This is a genomic window from Sphaerisporangium sp. NPDC049457 (assembly GCF_055586705.1).
Window position 1 is genome coordinate 173,059 of sequence record NZ_JBVJHR010000011.1, and the last position, 19,172, is coordinate 192,230.

Annotated in this window: 14 protein-coding genes; 11 read left to right on the forward strand and 3 right to left on the reverse strand. The window is 73.2% G+C overall.

What is annotated here, in order from left to right:
- Window positions 1-67: 67 nt before the first annotated feature.
- The 10 genes from ACZ6QO_RS18920 to ACZ6QO_RS18965 all read left to right on the forward strand — a co-directional run bounded on the left by ACZ6QO_RS18920 (window position 68) and on the right by ACZ6QO_RS18965 (window position 13,428).
- Entirely contained in the window at window positions 68-451 is a 384-nt protein-coding gene (locus tag ACZ6QO_RS18920; RefSeq protein WP_465852246.1) for a hypothetical protein, read from the forward strand.
- Complete coding sequence (locus ACZ6QO_RS18925; RefSeq protein ID WP_465852248.1) at window positions 448-1,728, forward strand: DUF6395 domain-containing protein; 1,281 nt, start codon at window positions 448-450, stop codon at window positions 1,726-1,728. The genes ACZ6QO_RS18920 and ACZ6QO_RS18925 overlap by 4 nt, the downstream gene beginning before the upstream one ends.
- The gene (locus ACZ6QO_RS18930) at window positions 1,725-2,567 is read left to right on the forward strand and encodes a M55 family metallopeptidase (RefSeq protein WP_465852250.1); all 843 of its coding nucleotides are present in this window, start codon (window positions 1,725-1,727) and stop codon (window positions 2,565-2,567) included. The genes ACZ6QO_RS18925 and ACZ6QO_RS18930 overlap by 4 nt, the downstream gene beginning before the upstream one ends.
- A gap of 4 nt (window positions 2,568-2,571) precedes the next feature.
- Complete coding sequence (locus ACZ6QO_RS18935; RefSeq protein ID WP_465852252.1) at window positions 2,572-4,320, forward strand: flavin monoamine oxidase family protein; 1,749 nt, start codon at window positions 2,572-2,574, stop codon at window positions 4,318-4,320.
- Between the two features lie 3 nt (window positions 4,321-4,323).
- Window positions 4,324-4,848, forward strand: coding sequence for a YbaK/EbsC family protein (locus ACZ6QO_RS18940; RefSeq protein WP_465852254.1), 525 nt, complete (start codon window positions 4,324-4,326; stop codon window positions 4,846-4,848).
- 410 nt (window positions 4,849-5,258) lie between these two features.
- Complete coding sequence (locus ACZ6QO_RS18945; RefSeq protein ID WP_465852256.1) at window positions 5,259-7,925, forward strand: serine/threonine-protein kinase; 2,667 nt, start codon at window positions 5,259-5,261, stop codon at window positions 7,923-7,925.
- Between the two features lie 76 nt (window positions 7,926-8,001).
- On the forward strand, window positions 8,002-10,065 hold the full coding sequence (locus ACZ6QO_RS18950) for a serine/threonine-protein kinase (protein WP_465852258.1): 2,064 nt from the start codon (window positions 8,002-8,004) through the stop codon (window positions 10,063-10,065).
- A gap of 46 nt (window positions 10,066-10,111) precedes the next feature.
- The gene (locus ACZ6QO_RS18955; protein WP_465852260.1) at window positions 10,112-11,326 is read left to right on the forward strand and encodes a serine/threonine-protein kinase; all 1,215 of its coding nucleotides are present in this window, start codon (window positions 10,112-10,114) and stop codon (window positions 11,324-11,326) included.
- Window positions 11,327-11,684: 358 nt separating this feature from the next.
- On the forward strand, window positions 11,685-12,464 hold the full coding sequence (locus ACZ6QO_RS18960) for an electron transfer flavoprotein subunit beta/FixA family protein (protein ID WP_465852262.1): 780 nt from the start codon (window positions 11,685-11,687) through the stop codon (window positions 12,462-12,464).
- Between the two features lie 10 nt (window positions 12,465-12,474).
- Window positions 12,475-13,428, forward strand: coding sequence for an electron transfer flavoprotein subunit alpha/FixB family protein (locus ACZ6QO_RS18965; protein WP_465852264.1), 954 nt, complete (start codon window positions 12,475-12,477; stop codon window positions 13,426-13,428).
- A 70-nt stretch (window positions 13,429-13,498) separates the two neighbouring features.
- Here ACZ6QO_RS18965 and ACZ6QO_RS18970 read toward each other — a convergent pair whose 3' ends face one another.
- Together ACZ6QO_RS18970 and ACZ6QO_RS18975 are read right to left on the reverse strand one after the other, a co-directional pair.
- Window positions 13,499-14,761, reverse strand: a complete 1,263-nt coding sequence (locus ACZ6QO_RS18970) for an MFS transporter (protein WP_465852266.1) — start codon at window positions 14,759-14,761, stop codon at window positions 13,499-13,501.
- A gap of 932 nt (window positions 14,762-15,693) precedes the next feature.
- Entirely contained in the window at window positions 15,694-16,203 is a 510-nt protein-coding gene (locus tag ACZ6QO_RS18975; RefSeq protein ID WP_465852268.1) for a TetR/AcrR family transcriptional regulator, read from the reverse strand.
- Between the two features lie 59 nt (window positions 16,204-16,262).
- Here ACZ6QO_RS18975 and ACZ6QO_RS18980 point away from each other — a divergent pair, with 59 nt between their 5' ends.
- Entirely contained in the window at window positions 16,263-17,423 is a 1,161-nt protein-coding gene (locus ACZ6QO_RS18980; RefSeq protein ID WP_465852270.1) for a cysteine desulfurase family protein, read from the forward strand.
- A gap of 153 nt (window positions 17,424-17,576) precedes the next feature.
- Here the strand turns inward: ACZ6QO_RS18980 and ACZ6QO_RS18985 are convergent, their stop codons facing one another.
- On the reverse strand, window positions 17,577-18,824 hold the full coding sequence (locus ACZ6QO_RS18985) for a serine hydrolase domain-containing protein (RefSeq protein WP_465852272.1): 1,248 nt from the start codon (window positions 18,822-18,824) through the stop codon (window positions 17,577-17,579).
- Between the last annotated feature and the right edge of the window lie 348 nt (window positions 18,825-19,172).

Below are 19,172 nucleotides of genomic sequence, written 5' to 3' on the forward strand. Positions count from 1 at the left end.
GGAATGTGATGTAACGGTCATCTGTGGGATTCGGGTAGATCAGGCTTTGCCGTTAGGGTGACCGGTCATGGCTGGGTTGGTGATGCGTGTCCTGGCGCCGCTGCGGCTTCGGCGCGCCGTGGTCGGCCGGTTGGATGCCCGCTATGTGACGCGGGCCGACCACCGGCAGGACGTGCGGGACGCCCTCTGGGAGGTCCAGGCGCTCAAGAGGGAGATCGAAGGGCTGCGGCGCGACGTCGAGCAGCTCCGGCGCGAGGTCAAGCGCGCGGGCTCGCCCGCGCCGAGCACGGCCCTGACCGCGAAGGTCGAGGACGCGCACCGGCTGGCGACCGAGACCGCCTCGGCCGTCGATCATCTCCTCCAGGCGGAGGTCCGGCTCTGGCAGGCCGTGGACGGTCTCAGGGAGAGCGGTGCGGTCTCCAGCGAGAGCGGCGGCGGGACCGCGTCGTGAGGGTGGCGTGGACGTTCCGCGAAGGCGTCTTCGAGCTGCGCCTGCGGCTGGACGCCTGGGAGGAGCTCGCCGGGACGGTCACGGACGGGCATCCGGTGGAGCTGGCGACCGACACCTGCCATGTGCGCCTGCCCGGCCGCCGAGGCGCCTCCGCCTCCACGGCCTTCGATCCTTCGCGGGCGCCGGACGGCCCCGACTCGGTGCATCCCGATCTGCTGGCGCTCGCGGCCTGGACGGTGGCGGCGCCGTGGACGCGGCGCAGGGTGGTGTTCGACCGGCCGATCTCGCCGGAGCTCGCGGCGGCGTTCGACAGCGGCTGGGGGATCGAGGCGGGGCCGGTGGGCGGGACGCCCCGTCCGGCCGGTACGCGGGCGGCGATCTCCTACAGCGGCGGAGCAGACTCCGCGGCCGTGGCCGCCATGCTGCCGGACGCGCCGCTGGTCCACTTCCGCCGGGTCGCCCACCCGCGCGTCCCCAACCGCTGGACGCACTACCGGTCGGACGTGCTGGCCGCGCTGGCCGAGAAGACCGGCAGGGACGTGACGGTCGTCGAGTCCGACCTTGAGTTCCTGCTGCGCTCTCCCCGGCCCGGTTACCCCGAGCACCACGCCGTGATGGCGGGCGCCGTCCTGCTGGCCGACGCCATGGACCTCGGCGGCGTCGCCCTGGGGTACGAGATCGGCTCCCGGTGGCTGGGCGGCGGCCGGTACGTGCACCGGTACACGCCCGACAACCCCATGTGGTCTGCGCACGGGCCGTGGGGCCGGCTGTTCGCCGCCGCCGGCCTGCCGCTCGTCCTGCCGGTCGCCGGCATCAGCGAGGCGATGACGATGCGCGTCGCGCTGGGCTCCGAGCTGCGCGACCAGGTGCGCTGGTGCCTGCGCGGCGACGACGCCGGCCCGTGCGGGCGGTGCGGCAAGTGTCTGTACAAGGAACTGATCCAGGCCGCGATCGAGCGGCGGCCGATGCGCACGACGATCACGGCCGACCGGCCGGTGGCCCGCAAGTGGCAGCAGCCGCCGCCCTACGGCGGCCAGGAGATGATCGAGTACGGCTGCGCGCACGTCCCGGGCATCGAGGACACGCCCTTCGCCCGCGCCGCCGAGTACCTGCGGGCCACACCCGGGTCAACCGCGTGGCTGGAGCGGTGCTACCCTCCGGCCGTCGAGGAGATCCCAGCCCGATGGCGCGGCACGATCGCGGAGATCATGGAGCGTGACTTCGGCTTCATGCGGGCGGACGACATCGAGCGGGTAGAGAGCTGGGGAGGGCGATGAAGGTCTACGTTTCGGTCGACATGGAAGGCGTGACCGGGCTCACCGACCCCGAGGAGATGCACGCCGGAGGCCGCGGCTACGAGCGCGGCTGCGAGCTGATGACCGCCGACGCCAACGCGGTGATCGCCGGCGCCTACGAGGCCGGTGCCACGGCCGTGACCGTCAACGACGCTCACGGCTCCACCAAGAACCTGCGAGTCGACCTGCTGGACGCCAGGGCCACCCTGCTCCGCGGCCCCGGCAAGCCGATGCGCATGGCCCAGGGGCTGACCGCCGACTTCCGGGCCGCCTGCTTCGCCGGCTACCACGCGCGCGCCGGCACGCAGCACGGCGTGCTGAACCACACCTGGATGGGCAAGGAGATCCAGAACGTCTACCTCAACGGCGAGGTGTGCGGCGAGACGCGGCTGGTGGCCGGGTTCGCCGGGTTCCTCGGCGTGCCGGTGGCGCTGGTCACCGGCGACGAGGCGGTCTGCGCCGAGGCCCGCGAGCTGCTCGGCGACGTCGAGACGGTCGCGGTCAAGAAGGGCGTGGACAAGTTCGCCGCCGAGCTGCTGCCGCCCAGCGTCGCCCAGGCGCTGATCCGCGAGGCCACCGCCCGGGCGCTCAACCGGCTGAGCGACTTCCGGCCGCACGTGGTGGCGCCGCCGTTCACGCTGGGGGTCGAGTGGAACTCCACGGCCATCGCCGCGGGCTGCTCCCTCATCCCGGGCGTCCACGCGGCGGGTCCCCGGCACACCGAGTTCACCACGGAGGACTTCCGGGACATCATGGCGCTGCTCGGCATCTTCGCCATGATCGCGGGCCAGGTGGCCTGCGGCAGCGGCGTGTACGGGTGAGCCCGTGGCCGACGAAGGGTCGCCGGGAGATCTCGGCGACGGTTCCCCCCAGCATGGAAACCCCCCAGAGCGCGCGAACCTCTCCCGGCGCGCGAACTCCCCGGCGCAAGGAGATCACTCCAAGCGCCGGCGCGATGGCTCGCCGGGGCCGGACGGCCTGACGCGGCGGTCGTTGCTGGTCGGCATCGGCGCGGCCGGCGGCGCGGGCGCCATGTACGCCGCCATGGGAGTGCTCGGGCTGGCCCCGACCAAGGACACCGCCCCGCTGCCCGTCGTGGGCGGGTCGGCCGCGCCGTCGCCGTACGTGCCGCCGCAGCGCTCCGACTTCGCCCTGCGCGGCGGGCGCGCCGCGTCCGTGCTGGTGCTCGGCGCGGGCGTCGCCGGGCTGGCCTGCGCGTACGAGCTGGGCAAGGCCGGGTACGAGTGCACGGTGCTGGAGGCCCGCGACCGGGTGGGCGGGCGCAGCCTCACGCTGCGCGGCGGCGACACCCTGGCCGAACTGCCGCTCCCCGGCCAGGCGGGCGATGGCCTCCAGCGGGTGACGTTCGGGGAGGGCACGTACTTCAACGCGGGCCCGGCCCGCATCGCGCAGTGGATGGTCACGCTCGACTACTGCCGGGAGCTGGGCGTCCCGCTTGAGGTGTTCGTCAACGGCAACTCCGCCGCCTACGTGCTGACGGACGGCATGAAGCGGCCCGTGCGGATGCGCACGGCGCGCGCCGACGCCTACGGGTACATCTCCGAGCTGCTGGCCAAGGCCGCCGACGCGGGGGCGCTGGACGCCCGCCTGACCGCCGCCGACAAGGAACGGCTGCTGGACTTCCTCACCCATTTCGGGGAGATCGGCTCGTCGCACGCCTACACCGGGGGCGAACGCCGCGGTTTCCGGGTCGACCCGGGCGTCGGGCCGGGGGCCGGGCTCGGCGCGGTCCCGTCGCTGACGGAGGTCCTCAGCCAGGGCCTCGGCCGGGCGCTCACGATGGACGCCGGCTATGAGCAGGCGATGCCGATGTTCCAGCCGGTGGGCGGCATGGACGCGATCGTCCGCGCGCTGGCCCGGCAGGTCGGCGCCGAGCGCATCAGGACCGGCACCCGGGTCACCGGGATCACCTCCACCCCCGACGGGGTGGAGGTCGCGATCGAGGGCGGCGCGCCGCTGCGGGCGCAGTACTGCGTGGCGGCGCTGCCGCCGCACCTGCTCGCCCGCATCCCCGGCAACCTCGGCGCCGACGTCAAGGCCGCCCTGTCCTCGGCGGTGCCGATGGCGGCGGGCAAGCTCGGGCTGGAGTACGGCCGGCGCTGGTGGGAGATCGAAGACCGCGTCTACGGCGGGGCCACCGAGACCGACCTCGACGTTGGCCACATCTGGTACCCGTCCTACGGCTTCCACGGGCAGCGCGGGCTGGTGGTGGGCTACTACAACACCGGCGCCGACGCCGAGGCCTACGGCGCGCTGACCCACCAGCGGCGGCTGCGCCGGGCCCTGACCCAGGGCCGCAGGATCCACGGCGGCAAGTACGGCCGGGACCTGCTGGCAAGCGCCTCCGTCGCCTGGCAGCGGCAGCGGCACATCGAAGGCGCGTGGGTGCGCTGGACCTCGCCGAACGCGGCGCGGCCGCTCCTGCGCCCGGCCGGGCGGGTGTACTTCGCGGGGGACTGGCTCACCCATCTCATCGCATGGCAGGCAGGGGCCTTCGAGTCCGCACGTAAGGTGGTGACCGAGCTCCACCACCGCGTACTTAAGGAGGCATGACCCATGAAGCTGGGCACGCTCGAATGGGTGCCCGCCGGCGAGCGGCCCGATCTGCTCGCCGACCCGGTCGCCCGTGCCGTCCAGACCATGGCCGACGAGGTGGCCGTGGCGCCGATCGACCCGGCGCTGGCCGACACCGCCGCGTTCTGCGAGCGGTACGGCGTCGCCCTGCACGAGTCGGCGAACTGCGTGATCGTGGCGGCCAAGCGGGGCGGCGAGACGCGGTACGCGGCCGTCATGGTGCTGGCGACGATGCGCGCCGACGTCAACGGGGTCGTCCGCCGGCATCTCGACGCGCGCAAGACCTCCTTCGCGCCGCAGCAGGAGGCCGTCGCGCTGTCGGGCATGGAGTACGGCGGCATCACGCCTCTCGGCCTGCCCGACGACTGGCCCGTGCTGGTGGACGCCGAGGTGGCGCGGCAGCCGCTGGTGGTCATCGGCAGCGGCATCAGGGGCTCCAAGCTGGCGCTTTCGGGTGAAGCGCTCGGCCGCATCAAGGCCGCCGAGGTGGTCCCGCTGGCTCAGTGACGCGCACAGGTCACAGAAGTTTCCCTTTTTGGGAAACCGTTGGGGCCGGTTCAGGCGTTGTACTACCGGGAATGTGGCCTCTTGGTTCCTCTCATGGGCGGGGTTTAAGCCGGTATGGTGCTACGTGCCGTCAACGGCCGCGAGCGCGCGCAGCGCTCTGGTCCGCGCGCCGGGCTCAAGGGAGAGACCGGCGGCCGCCTCCTGCGGATCGCCGGCCGGTGGGCCGGCAGCGGGGGTTGCCTGCCGCGATGGCGTGCGGGTTCGCGCCCCGCGGATCCGTCGGTGTGCCATGCCATGATTCGCCGACCGGGCTTTTCCGGTATGGGCATTGCACAAAGTGAGCGAACCATGACAATTGGAGCAAGGCGCTTTCCTCCGGTCATCGATGCCGGGGCACCGCCGGAGATCAGATGAATCATGACGACCGATTGGGCCCCTACCGGCTGCTCCGGCGGCTCGGTGAAGGCGGCATGGGAGTGGTGCATCTCGCACTCGACTCCCAGGGCAGGCAGGTCGCCGTCAAGGTGCTCCGCGCCGAGGTGACCGGGGACGATGTCGCACGCCGCAGGCTGGCGCGCGAGGTCGAGACCATGCGCCGGGTGCGCAGCAGCCACATCGCCGAGGTGCTCGACGCCGACGTGACGGGCAGCCGTCCCTACATCGTGACGCGTTACGTCCCGGGCAGGCCCCTGGACGACGCGGTCAAGCAGGACGGCCCGCTGGAGGTCGGCGCGCTGCTCCGGCTGGCCTCCGGCGTCGCGGAGGCGCTCGCGGCCGTGCACGCCGCCGGCGTCATCCACCGCGACCTCAAGCCCGGCAACGTGCTCATGCTCGACGGCGAGCCCGTGCTCATCGACTTCGGCATCGCCCAGGCCGTCGACGCCACCAGGCTCACCCAGACCGGCATGTTCATCGGCACCCCCGGCTACCTCGCGCCCGAGATCATCGAAGGCCACGAGGCCGGGCCTGAGGTCGACGTGCACGCGTGGGCGGGCACCATGCTGTACGCCGCCACGGGCGCGCCGCCGTTCGGCAAGGGCACGCTCGAAATGGTCTTCTACAACATCACCGCGGGCCGGGCCAACGTCGACGCGGCCCCGGCCGTCATCCGCCCCCTGCTGCGCGCCGCGTTCAACCGCGACCCCGCCAAGCGGCCGGGCGCCGCCGAGCTCGCCACCCAGCTCTCCCGTCTGGTGCCGCCGCGGACGCCGAAGGGGCGTCCGAGCGTGCCCGACGAAATCCGCACGGTTCCTGACATGTCCGGCATGCCGATCACCGGCACCTCGCTGTCGCGTCCAGAGGCGCTCCGCGCCGAGCCGCCCGGGGCCGCCGGGGTCTCCCCGTCCGCCGACCCGCGTCTCGGGGCGGTCCCGCCCGGCGCGCTCCCTGGCTCGCTTCCCGGCGTCCTGCCCGGCGCGGCGTCCGGCTCCCGGGCGGGCGCCGCCGTCCCAGAGCCGCTTCCCGGCGCCGCCGCGGCGTCCGGCGCCCGCCCTGGTACGGTCCCGCCCGACATCGGGGTGCCCACTCCGTACGCCGGCTTCCCCGGCGTGGCGTCCGGCGGGTCGCTTCCCGGCGCTGGTGAGGCCCGTCCCGGCGCTGGTGACGCTCGTTCCGGCGGGGCGCCCGCCGAAGAGTTCGTCTCGCTGCTCGGCGACGCGCCGCCCACCCCCGCGGCCGGCGATCCGTGGCCGACGGTGCGGGTGACCGGCGAAGAGCTCCGCAAGGCGGGCATCGCCTTCGAGCGCGCCCAGGGCGCGCCCGGGGCCGGTGGCCAGGCTGAGGGCGAGGTCCCCACCCGGTACGCCCCGCCGGGCGCGTCCCGTCCGTGGGAGGGCGGCCGGCCGGCGCCGTTCGACCAGGGCGAGGTCCCCACCAGGCGGGTGCGTCCGGAGGAGCTCGGCGAGGCCGACGCCAAGCCCAAGACCCACCGCGCCGGCCCGGGCGCCGCGCCCGGCGCCTCTGGCCTGTCTGGAGCGGGCGCCGCGTCCGGCGCCTCCGGCCTGCCCGGATCCGCCCCCCTGCCCGGATCGGCCGGCTCCCACGCCACCTCCGGTTCCCACAGCGCGTCCGGCTCCCATGGTTCGTCCGGCACCCTCGGCTCCCAGGGCGCCTCCGGTGCTCACGGGGCGCGCGGCGCGTCGGGTGCCCACGGCGCTCCGGGCGTCCACGGCGCGTCCGGCTCCCACGGCGCGTCCGGCGGCTCGGGTCCTGCGGTGCCCGGTTCGCGGGGTGCGTCCGGTTTTCCGGGGCCCGTCGCGCCGAGCGGGCAGGCCTCGTCCGGCCTTCCCACGCCCGGGGGGCACGGCGGGCGGCCGTACCACCAGGCGCTGTTCGAGCAGTCCTCCGAGATCTTCGAGCAGACCCCGCACATCCGCCACCCGGCGCAGCAGGCGGCGCAGCCGTACGTGCCGACCGTGCACCTGCCCCCCGAGGCCACGCCCGACTTCGGCAGGGCGGGGGCCGACGCCGACGGCACGCCGCGATCGGGGGTGTACACCGTGGCGGGCGTGCTGGCGCTGATCATCGCAGTCGGCGCGGCGGTCGCGCTGCCGGTCGTCGTCGCGGTGCTCGTGGTCCCCGCGGCCGTGCTGCTCAGGGCGGCCGACCTCGCCCAGCCGGCGCTCGCCGCCCGGCGTCCCGCCACGGCCGCCGCCGGCGACGTGCTGCGCGTGCTCGGCAGGCCAGGGGCGTTGCTCAAGTCGGTCGGGGTCACGCTGGCCCTGGTGCCGTACGCCCTCATCCTCGGCGTGCCCGTGACGCTGGTGCTCATCTTCCTGGTCGACAGCATCCCGCCGGGCACCGCCCTGAGCTGGGGGGTCGCCGTCTCGCTCTGGATCATCTGCGCCGGCCCGGGGGTGGAGGGCCCGGCCCGCCAGATGGGCAGGACGCTCGCCGCCGCGTTCCCCGCCAAGGGCGCCATCATGGCGCTGACCTGGATACTCGGGGTCGTCGCCGCGCTCGTGGCCCTTTACGCGGTCGGCACGCTCGTCATGCCCTTGGGCGATGCAGTCTGGAGTCCAGTGGACGTGGACACCTGGCTGCACCGGTTGGCGGAGCTTCGGAGGAACACAGGATGACGACGGGGGAGATCGTGCCGAAGACGCTCGACAGACTGGAGCCGCACCGCTTGACGGAGCTTCGGAGAAACACAGCATGACGACGGGGGAAACCGTGCCCGAGACGCTCGACAGACTGGGGCCCTACCGGTTGCTCCGCCGGCTCGGCGAGGGCGGGATGGGCGTGGTCCACCTCGGCCTCGACCAAGAGGGCAGGCAGGTGGCCGTCAAGGTGCTGCACCCGCACGTCGCGGCCGACCTCAAGGCGCGCGACCGGCTCACGCGCGAGGTCGAGACCATGCGCCGGGTGCGCAGCCCGCGCGTCGCCGAGGTCCTCGACGCCGAGCTCACCGGCGCGACGCCGTACATCGTCACGCGCTTCGCCCCCGGTCGGACGCTGGAGGACACCGTCCTGACCGACGGCCCGCTGCCGGCCCGCGAGGTGGTGCGGCTGGCGCGCGGCCTGTCGGAGGCGCTGATCGCCATCCACGCCGCCGACGTCATCCACCGCGACTTCAAGCCGGCCAACGTCATGCTGGTCGGCGGCGATCCGCTGGTCATCGACTTCGGCATCGCCCACCTGGTCAACGCCACCAGGCTGACCCAGACCGGCATGTTCGTCGGCACCCCCGGCTACCTGGCGCCCGAGATCATCAGGGACGACGAGATCACCCAGGCGGCCGACGTGCACGCCCTGGCCGCCACCGTGTTCTTCGGCGCCACCGGCAAGCCGCCGTTCGGCTCGGGCTCGTTCGAGGCGGTCTGTTACAACATCATGGAGGGCCGGGCCAACATCGACCAGGCGCCGCCGTGGCTGCGCGGCTGGCTGCGCGCGGCCTTCGCGGTGAACGCGGCCGAGCGGCCGAACGCCCAGCGCCTGCTGGCCATGGCCAGGTCGCTCGACCCGAACATGGCGGCCTTCCAGGAGACCGCGGCGCCGGCGGGGCACACCCGGCGGCTGGACGGCGCGCAGGTCAACGGCCGGATGCCCGACGGCACCCGCGTGCTGGGCGGCGACGCTCCCGGCGCCGGCGGCGCCGTCCCGGACGCCACCCACGTGCTGAACGGCGACGACGGCACCTCCGTCATCGGCGGCTACGACCGGGCGGACGGCCTGGCGCCGACCAAGCGCACCAAGCCGGCCTCCGAGGACAGCTACTCCGACCTGCTCCCGCCCGTCCAGTACGCCACACCCGAACGCGAGCGCAGGCGGGGCCGCGCCGACGCGCCGCCGCCCGCCGCGCCGGCCGCGTTCGCGCCGCCGCCCGCGCCGGGATACCCTCCCGCGCCCTACGCCCCGCCCGGCCAGTACGCGCCGGTGCCCTACGCCGACCAGCGGGTGGCCGGACCGCCCCCGCCGGCCTATCCGGCGCCCACGCGCGGCAGCGCGCCGCCGGCCCACGCGCCGCAGGCGTACCCGCCGGCCCAGGGCCCCGACCGGTACGCCCCCGCGCCCGGCTCGCGCGGTCCCGAGCGGCGGCCCGAGCCCGACCGCCCGCCTTACCGCTCCGGGCATCCGGTGCTGTCGGCTCTGCTGCTGGCCGTGGCGGTGGCGAGCGCGCGCCTGCTGCCCGTCCTGGTGAGCGTCTTCATCGTCATCGTGGTGCTGTGCCTGCGCGTCGGCGAGCACCTTTGGAGCGATCTCGCCCAGCGCCGGTCCATCCGGGGCGGCAGCGCCAGCGACCCGCTGCTCGCCGTGCTCGGCACGCCGTGGGCGCTGATCCGCGCCACGCTGACGACGGTGCTGGTCACCCCGCTGTCGGTGATGTTCGGGCTGTGCGCCTGGGGCGGGCTGCACTTCGCCGGCGGCATGGATTCCGACCGGGCCGCCTCGTACGCCGCCGCGGCCTTCGTCGGCGGCCTGTTCCTGCTGCCCGGCGGCGGCGCGCCGCGCAGGGCCGTGGCCCGCACGCTGACCGCGGCCATCCGCAGTCCGGGCGCGGCCATGATCGTGACGATCATCGTGGGCACGCTGGCGTTCTTCACGCTGGTGACCGCGATGTCGGCCAGCCCGTCGTGGGTCCCCTGGCAGGCCCCCTCGCACGCCATCGACGCGCTGAGCGCGCAGGCCCGGAGCAGCGTGACCGGCCTCATCGGCGGTCTGATCGAAGACCTGATGAAGAACCTCGGCCTGGGCTTCCTGGCCTTCTGGGGCGGGTGACCACACCGACACCGACGACGGGCCGGGCCCGGCCGGAAGGAGCGACATGAGCACTGCTGGTCGGCTCGGGCCGTACCACCTGCTGTCGCGGCTGGGCGCGGGCGGGTTCGGCGAGGTCCACCTGGCGCTCGACCCCGAGGGGCGCACGGTGGCGGTCAAGGTGCTCCACCCGCACGTGGCGGCCGACGAGGCGGCGCTCGCCCGGCTCGCCCGTGAGGTCGAGACCATGCGCCGGGTGCGCGGGCCGCATTTAGCCGAGGTGCTCGACGCCGAGCTCGGCGGCGCCCGCCCCTATCTGGTCACGCGGTACGTCCAGGGCCGGTCGCTCGGCGCGGTGCTGGCCGAGGGCGGGCCGCTGCGCGGCGGGGAGCTCACGCGGCTGGCGAGCGGGCTGGCCGAGGCGCTGGCGGCCGTCCACGCAGCCGGGGTCGTGCACCGCGACCTGAAACCGGCCAACGTGATCCTGGCCGACGGCGAGCCGCACGTCATCGACTTCGGCATCGCCAGCGCGCTGGACTCGTCGTCGGTCACGGCCTCGGGCGCCGTGCTCGGCACCCCCGGATACCTCGCCCCCGAAGTCCTCGAAGGCGGGGAGGCCGGTCCCGCGGCCGACGTGTTCGCCTGGGGCGCCACCGTCGCCTACGCCGCCTCGGGGCGCCAGCCGTACGGGACGGGGCCGCCGCCCGCGGTGGCCTACCGCGTCGTCCACCACGATCCCGACCTGACCGAGGCGCCGGCCTGGCTGGCGCCGCTGCTGGAGGAGTGCCTGCGGCGCGACCCCGCGGCCCGTCCGACGGCCGCCGAGCTGTGCGCCAGGCTGGGCGTCGCCGCGCCGCCGCCGGTGCCGGCCGAACGCCGCCGCCGCGCCGCCGCCCCGGAGCCTCCCACACAGGAATGGCGGCCGCGGAGCCGTGAGATGGCCGGTCAGGAGGTCGACCCGCGGGTGCGCCACCGGGACAAGGTGCGCCGGCGCTGGGTGGTGGGCTCGGGCGTGGTGTCGGGCCTGGTGGCCGCCGCCGCGTACCGGTACATCCCCGAGATGTCGCTGCTGGTCATGTCGGCCTACGGCGTGGGCGTGCTGGTGGACGCGGGCGCCGGCGTGGTGGCCAAGGCCCGCGGGCGCGTGGTGTTCGACCTGGTCAGCGGGGCGAGTACCGTCGGACTGTACGCGGCGCTGACTATGCTGTTCAGCCCGTCCACGCTGCTGCTGGCCCTGATCGCCGTGCTGATCGTGCTGGTGACGGTGGCCTTCGCCGGGTGACCCCGCGCGGCACGCACGGCCCCGATAAGCTACTGGAATATAGTTCGGTATGGCGGGAAGGTCGCGTTGTGCGGGCCCCGGCGGGGCGTACGCTGCGGGCGCGCCGCTAAGCTACTGACGAGTAACTAATTCGGGTACATTAAGGGGAGGAAAGGGATGGGCTTTCCGACACGGAGATCGTCCCGGGCCACCCAACGTCACGGCGTCCCCGGGCGCGTGACAGTCTGAATGCGGCTCCGGTGCCGGTCACCGGAGCGGCGCGTACGACGTGTGCGTACCCCCGCGCGCACGTGCCGATCAGTCGGCGCCATCCCAGCGATGCGGTGGCGCCAGTGAAACGGGAGGTCGGCCACCGGCCATGAACATCGTCGTCTGCGTGAAGCAGGTCCCCGACACGGCGACCGAGCGCAAGCTGAGTAGCAAGGACAACACGCTCGACCGTGACGCCGCCGACGGGGTCATCAACGAGCTGTGCGAGTACGCCGTCGAAGAGGCCCTCAAGATCAAAGAGGCCCACGGCGGCGAGGTGACCGTGCTCACCATGGGGCCGGGCAAGGCCGGCGACACGATCCGCAAGGCCCTGGCCATGGGCGCCGACAAGGCCGTCCACCTGGTCGACGACGCCCTGCACGGCTCGGACGCCCTGTCCACTTCCTACGCCCTGGCCCAGACGCTGAAGAAGATCGGTTTCGACCTGGTCATCCTCGGCTCCGAGTCCACCGACGCGCGCATGGGCGTGCTCGCCGCCATGCTGGCCGAGCGGCTCGGCGCGCCGCAGCTCACCTTCGCCCGCAAGGTCGAGGTCGACGGGTCCGCCGTCACGATCGAGCGCGTCACCGACTACGGCTACGACAGGGTCCAGGCCTCGCTGCCGGCCGTCGTCTCCGTGGTCGAGAAGATCAACGAGCCGCGGTACCCGTCCTTCAAGGGCATCATGGCCGCGAAGAAGAAGCCGGTGCAGACCTTCGGCGTCGCCGACGCCGAGATCGACGCCGCCCAGGTGGGCCTCGCCGCCGCCTGGAGCGAGGTGACGGAGTTCGCCGTCGCCCCGCCGCGCGCGGCCGGCACCATCGTCAAGGACGAGGGCGACGGCGGCTCGAAGGCCGCCGACTTCCTCGCGTCGAAGAAGTTCATCTGAGGGGCGACCGATGGCAGAGATTCTGGTTCTCGTCGAGCACGTCGACGCCGAGGTCAAGAAGGTCACCCTTGAGCTTCTGACGCTCGCGCGCACGCTCGGCTCCCCGTCGGCCGTGTGGGCCGGCCCCGGCTACTCCGCCGACGCCAAGGCGAAACTCGCCGAGCACGGCGCCGACAAGGTCTACGTCGCCGACTCCGCGGACATCTCCGACTTCGTCGTGGCGCCCAAGGCCCAGCTGCTGGCCCAGCTCGTCTCCTCCGCCGCCCCGGCGGCGGTCCTGGTGGCCGCGACCGCCGAGGGCAAGGAGATCGCCGGACGACTGGCGATCAAGACGGACTCCGGCGTCATCACCGACGCGGTCGGCATCTCCGACGGCCTCGTCGCCGAGCAGTCGATCTTCGGTGGCGGCGTCAACGTCCACTCCCGGGTCACCAAGGGCACCCCGATCTTCGCGGTCCGCCCGAACGCCACCGCCGTCCAGCCGTCCGCGGGAGCGGGGGCCGAGGAGCAGGTCACGGTCACCCTGTCGGACGCCGACCGGGCCGCCAAGGTCGTCGACCGGGTCAAGCAGGAGAAGGGCGCCCGCCCCGAGCTCACCGAGGCCGCCATCGTGGTCTCCGGCGGACGCGGCGTCGGCTCGGCCGAGAACTTCGCGGTCATCGAGAAGCTGGCCGACGCCCTCGGCGCCGCCGTCGGCGCCTCGCGCGCCGCGACGGACGCCGGGTGGTACCCGCACCAGTTCCAGGTGGGGCAGACCGGCAAGACGGTCGCGCCGCAGCTGTACATCGCGGCCGGCATCTCCGGGGCCATCCAGCACCGGGCCGGCATGCAGACCGCCAAGACGATCGTCGCGATCAACAAGGATCCCGAGGCGCCGATCTTCGAGCTGGCCGACTTCGGCGTGGTGGGCGACCTGCACCAGATCGTCCCGCAGCTCACCGAAGAGGTGGACAAGCGCAAGTAGCCCGCACGGGCCCGCACCGAAACGGCGCCGCACCCCGCTCGACAGCGGGTGCGGCGCCGTTCCATGGCGGTCAGGCGACCAGGTCCAGCGGCTCCGGCGCCGCGGGTGCGGTGACGCCGGGGGCGCCTGGACGGTCCGCCGCGGGCCGCTGGGAAAGCCGCCGGACGTCCAGGCGGGACTCCTCGCGCGGCAGGAAACGGGCCGCCACCGCGATGAGCACGCCGAGGACCACGGCCACGCCGAGCGCGAGCCGCAGCGTCGTGGCGTGGGACACGAACCCGATCACGACGGGGCCGAGCAGCAGCCCCGCGTATCCCATGGCCCCGGTCTGGGCGATCGCCGGCCCCGGGGTGGACGTGGCCGTGCCCGCGAGCGAGATCGCCATCGGGGACACGGTGGCGACGGTGAGGCCGATGAGCGCCATCCCGGCCACGGCGACCACGGGCGAGGACGTGGTGATCACCAGCGTGAACATGGCGGCCGTGCCGAGGCCGGAGGCGGCGATCAGACGACGGGTGCCGGCGGCCGAGCGCAGCCGGTCACCGGTGAGCCGTGCGATCAGCATGCCGGCCTCGAAGATCGGATAGCCGAGCGCGGCGACCGCCTCGGGGGCACCGATGACGTCCCGCAGGAACAGGCCGTTCCAGTCCGCGACCGCGCCCTCGACCATGAAGGCGCCGAACGCGATCGCGCCGAGCAGGTACACCACCGCCGGCAGCCGCCGCCGCGGCGCGCGCGAGCCCGCCCCGGCGGAGCCCTGCTCCGTCGCGGTCCGGTCCGCGAGGAAACCGCGGCTCAGCACGTACGCCACCGGCGCGCAGACCAGGGCAACCAGCGTGAGGTTCGCCGTGAAGGACACCCCCATCGCGATGGCGGCCGTGCCGAGCAGGCCGGCCCCCATGGCGCCGACGCACCATCCGGCGTGCATGCCGTTCATCAGCGGCCGTCCGTAGGCGCGCTCGACTGCCGAACCCTGCGCGTTCATGGCGACGTCGACCGCGCCGAACGCCATGCCGAACAGCGCCGCGGCGACGATCAGCCAGGGCAGGGTGGGCGCGAAGGCGATCCCGATGAGGAACACCGAGCACAGCGGGGCTCCGACCCGCAGCACGGCGCGGCTGCCCGTCCGCGCCATCACGCTACGCATGGACTGCATGGTCACCAGCGCCCCGAGCCCCCAGGCGAGTAGGACGACGCCGACCGACGCCTCCGATATGTCGAGTTTGTCGGTCAGCGCGGGGATGCGCACGGTGAATGTGCCGCACACGAGGCCGGCGAGGACGAAGGTGAGGATCGCCCTGGAGCGGGCCACCCTCAATTCGCGGGTAATCACGATTTCCTTTCAACGATCTTCTGTCACACGGTGAAGCCGGCCACGGCGGCGGCCCGGGGGACGGCCGCCCGCGACCTGTCCTGCGCACCACGAGCGGCGCCAGGACGAGAAGGGGACGAACGGGGAACGGGGGAGCGGGGGAGGGGAACAGGGGGAGGGAAGGGAGAGGAGGCGGACCACGGCGATCGGCGTCCGAACATGCGCGCAGCGGCCGACCTTCGACCTCGACACACGCGGCCACGGTTCCCGGAGCTGACACCCGGAGGCGACGCCCCGGAGCTGACACCCGGAGGCGACGCGCCGAGGTGGCGCCCGGAGGAGACGCCGGCCACGGAGGCCCGGGGGCGCCGTCCGGGCGGCGGACGCCCGGTATTCCTCCGGGGGGACGGGCGTCCGGACCGGAACTCCGTGAATCACGTCCAGGGCGGGACGTCGTGCATCACGTCCAGGGAGGGACGCCGCGGGTCACGTCCGGCGGCGGACCCCCGCGACGCACCCCCGCGACGCACCGACGCACGGCGACGCACGGCGACGCACGGCGACGCACGGCGACGCACGGCGACGCACGGCGACGCACGGTCGGACGCTCAGCGGCGGAGGCATCCGCCGACGAGCGCCCCAGGCCGCCCGCAATCCAGGAGAGTTCGCCCCCTGAGCACGCCGACGTGACGGTGACGGTCCAGGATGATTACCGGGGAACGCCGTGGGAACGGGAACCTCGCCGAGACGCGACGGCCGGAGCGCGCCGCCGACGCGGGACGACCGCCGCCCGAGACGGAGACACCCGCGAGACCGAGACGCGAGACGGAGACGCCCCCGTGATACGAAGGCATCCACCCTGCTCCGCGCTGAGAGCCCTCTCCGGGGTTCAGCCGGAAAGGGCGCTCATAACGTGACGGGCGCCATGGCGGGGCGAGGAGGTCGCTGAGCGGTCATGGGCTCGGCAGGAGGGCCAGGAGGCGCCGGTGCAACTCTTCGAATCGCGCCTCGTCGTAGATGCCGGGATCATGCGTCGCCACGTCCCACAGCCCTTCGCAGGCGAGCCGGACGATCTGCGCCGCCATCGGGTCGGGCTCGGACTCCATGCCCTCGCGATGCCAGCGGGCCATCGCCTCGCGCAGCGGCGCGAGAAGCAACGGGTCGCCGGCCGCGCCGGTGACCACGGCCCAGCGCCTCAGCCTGCCGCTGCGGACCGCCGCCATGGTGGCGGCGAGATAGGCCCGGGTGTACGAGCTTTCGCCCTGGGCGGTGACCAGCTCGTCGAAATCGGCGATCAGGCGCTCGATGAGGCCCCTGATCAGCGCCTCTTTGGTGGCGAAGTGATAGAGAAGACCGCCTTTGCTCACGCCGGCGCGCTCTGCGACGGCCGACAGCGTGAGGCATGCCGCCCCCTGGTCGGCCAGCAGCTCTTCCGCCGAGTTCAAAAGCTCATCTTTTCTCACAGCCGTTACTATACCGGCTGGACGGTACAGTTCTCAAACTGGGTACTCTGGAGTACGCCATGGCTTACCTTGACCACGCGGCGACCACGCCGATGCTCCCAGAGGCCATCGAGGCGATGACGGAGCAGCTCACGCGCGTCGGCAACGCCTCGTCCCTCCACGCGGCGGGCCGCCGCACCCGCAGAGTCGTCGAAGAGTCGCGCGAGGTCATCGCCGGCGCGCTCGGGGCGCGGCCCAGCGAGGTCGTGTTCACCTCCGGAGGCACAGAGGCCGACAACCTCGCCGTCAAGGGGTTGTTCTGGGCGCGCCGGGCGTCCTGCGGAGCCGACCGCGTGCTCGTCAGCGCGGTCGAGCACCACGCCCTCCTCGACCCCGCCCACTGGCTGGCCGAACGGCAGGGCGCGCGCGTCCAGCCGCTGGACGTCGACGAGTACGGCCGCGTCCACCCCGAGACGCTGCGCGCCGCCATCGAAGAGGACCCCGCCGGCGTCGCACTCGTCAGCGTCATGTGGGCCAACAACGAGGTGGGTACCATCCAGCCGATCGCCGAGCTCGCGGCGATAGCCCGCGAGTACGGCATCCCGTTCCACACCGACGCCGTCCAGGCCGTGGGACAGTTGCCGGTGTCGTTCTCCGGTTCCGGCGTGCAGGCGATGACCGTGTCCGGGCACAAGGTCGGCGGCCCGGTGGGCGCGGGGGCACTGCTGCTCGCCAGGGGAGTCGATCCCGTACCCGTGCTCCACGGCGGCGGCCAGGAGCGCGACGTGCGCTCCGGCACTCTGGACGCGCCCGCGATCGCCGGCTTCGCGACGGCCGTCCGCATCGCCGTCGAGCGTCAGCAGGAGAACGCCACGCGGCTGCGCGCGCTGCGCGACGAGCTGATCGCCCAGGTACGCCGGGCGGTGCCGGACGTGGTGCTCAACGGGCACCCCGACGAGCGCCTGCCGGGCAACGCGCACTTCTCCTTCCCCGGATGCGAGGGCGACGCGCTTTTGATGCTGCTCGACGCCAAGGGCGTCGAGTGCTCGACCGGCTCCGCCTGCTCGGCGGGCGTCGCGCAGCCGTCCCACGTGCTGCTCGCCATGGGAGCCGACGCCGTCCGCGCGCGAGGGTCCCTGCGCTTCTCCCTCGGCCACACCTCCACCCTCGCCGACGTGGAAGAACTCGCCCGCGTGATCGCCCCCGCCGTAGAACGAGCCCGCCGCGCCGGCCTCACCTGACCCCTCCCGCCCCCCGGCCCGTCCGCTCGCTCGGGAGCCGTACGCCGCTGGGGGCGGGATCAGATCATGCAGCTCCTCGCGGGATCCGCTCGCCCGGGTCAACGTAGAAGTCGACGAAGAAGACGTGGCGAGCGGCCGCCGGTGCCGCTCGGGTCAGAGGTACTTCGAGAACAGGTCGCTGGTCGGCCACGTGGTGACGCTGTTCCACGCGGTGTTCATCCGGGAGCTGAGCACGTCGTAGTCCAGAGTGCCGGTCTCCTCGCGCTGGTCGAAGACGGCGGCGTAGGTGAAGCCCTTCTGCAGCCGGGCCAAGTAGGTGTAGGTGCCGGGCAGGCTGCCGCTGTGCCAGGTGTTGAGGTGGCCGGTCACCTGGCGCACGTACCACCCGCAGCCGTACCAGTGGCCGTCCGCGGTGGCGCCGATCTCCGGCTTGGCGAACGCCCGGCTGATCGAGGTGGCGTTCAGCACGGGTCCGGCCGCGTCGAAGATCCCGGCCCACTTGACCAGGTCCACCGCGGACGCCAGCCAGCCGCCGTTGGCGTCGTGGTTGGCCATGTTGAAGCCGCCGTACGGCGAGGGCACGACGGTGCCCGAGTCGGCCAGCACCGTCTTGCTTGTGTACTGCGAGAAGTACGGCACCTCGCCCGTCGCGGCCTGCGACCTCAGGCTGCGGCCGAGCCGCATCCGGGTGACGCCGGCCGGGGCGAGCAGCTTCTGCTTCACGTACGACTCATAGCTCTGCCCCGACACCTTCTCGATGACCAGGCCGAGCAGCAGGTAGCCGTAGTTGCTGTAGGCCATCCGGGTGCCAGGGGCGAAGTCCAGGGGCCGGCCGCCGGCGTACTTGACGATACTGCTCTTTCCGATCGGCAGCGGCACGCCGAGCTTGCCGGCGATGGTCCGATCGGCCATGAGGTAGTCGCCGGAGATGTCGCGGTCCCAGCCGCCGGTGTGCTGCATCAGGCGCCACAGGGTGACGTCCTTCAGCCGCGAGTCGGCCGTGGTCGGCAGGCCGAGCAGGTCGGCCACCTTCGCACCGAGCGACACCTTGCCGTCCTGGGCCAGCCGCAGGACCGCCGCGGCGGTGATGTTCTTGCTGAGACTCGCGATCCGGAACAGCGAGGTCGGCTGCACGGTGGGGACGGCCGTGTCGCTGCTGTACCGGTATCCCCGGGCCAGGACGAGCTTGCCGTTCTTCACCGCGGCGAGCTGGGCGCAGGGGATGTTCCGCTCCTTGACGTACGTCTTCATCACGATGTCGAGGACGGCCAGCTGCGAAGGCACGGTCCCCGCCGCCGTCACGGTGGGCGCGCCCGCCGCGTACGCCGGCGATCCGGACAGCGCGATCGCCGGCATCAGCCCGGCGCCCACCTTGAACACGTCACGCCGGCTGATCGTCACTTTTGTCCCCCTGAGTACCATACGTAACTTTCGCGGATGATCTTATCCGCCCAGCACGCAGGAAAGCGGGCACTTCGGCAATTCGGTCGGCGTGGTTCTCATCCCTGCGCCGGGACGATGCCGGCCGCGCGAGAGGGATCTCGGCGCTCCCCGCGCATCCCGGCGGTCGACGCGTGCGCCGGTCACCCCGGGCCCGCAGGGCCGAGCGACGCGGCCTCCCTCCCGCACGGGGACCGTCCTCTTCTTCACCATCACGACAGGACGGACATTGTGGATGACCGTTACCAATCGCCCATCGCAGTTATCTGAACACGCGCTGCGGTATTCATCGTCGAGCGTGAATGAATA